The organism is Frankia sp. AgKG'84/4, from assembly GCF_023242965.2.
GTDB lineage: Bacteria > Actinomycetota > Actinomycetes > Frankiales > Frankiaceae > Frankia.
Window position 1 is genome coordinate 1 of the sequence record NZ_JALKFU020000679.1, and the last position, 589, is coordinate 589.

1 protein-coding gene is annotated in these 589 nt (G+C 54.0%); it reads right to left on the reverse strand.

The window, feature by feature from the left end:
* The coding region (locus MXD58_RS24595) for a glycerophosphodiester phosphodiesterase family protein (RefSeq protein WP_308302040.1) at positions 1–569 on the reverse strand (569 nt) is incomplete at its 3' end.
* Positions 570–589: the final 20 nt, after the last annotated feature.

A 589-nucleotide genomic window follows, 5' to 3' on the forward strand; every position in this document is an offset into this window, starting at 1 on the left:
GGTACGTAGTTATCGTCAGTGATATTACCGTTTTGTGGGAAGCCGTGAACAGGAGAGATTGCGTCCGCGCCAAACGATTTGGCTGCCGCCACAAGGTCTCCACCGAAATCATCGATGTCGATTCCACCCAACCACGGTGAAGCCCCCGGTTGGCCTGGCTGTAAGAATTGTGGACCATTGGTCAGTGCAACGACAGGTAAGCGTGGCTCTACCTCTTTCATGCGCATAAGCGCGCCCCAGTCGAAGCTTTGAATTGATACGCGGTCAAGCGTTCCTGCTTCGCGAACGTGGCGAGCGACGATTTGCACGAACTCTTCACGTGGAGCTGTCTCCCACGGTGCACCAGCCTCTACCTTCGTCTCAATGTTCATCCACACCTTCTTGGCTTTGTAGCGCTTCACAAGGTCGATAACCTCGCTCAACAACGGCATTTTAGCCCCTGGGCTCGGTTGCTGCTCTGGGTACTCAGGCTTGGTATTTGAGCCACAGTCCATCGTGCGGATCTGAGCAAGTGTCAGGTCCTTTATGTACTTGCCCACGTAAGGGAACTCTGGGTCTCCAGTGAACACTGGGCTCGTATCCTTACAAT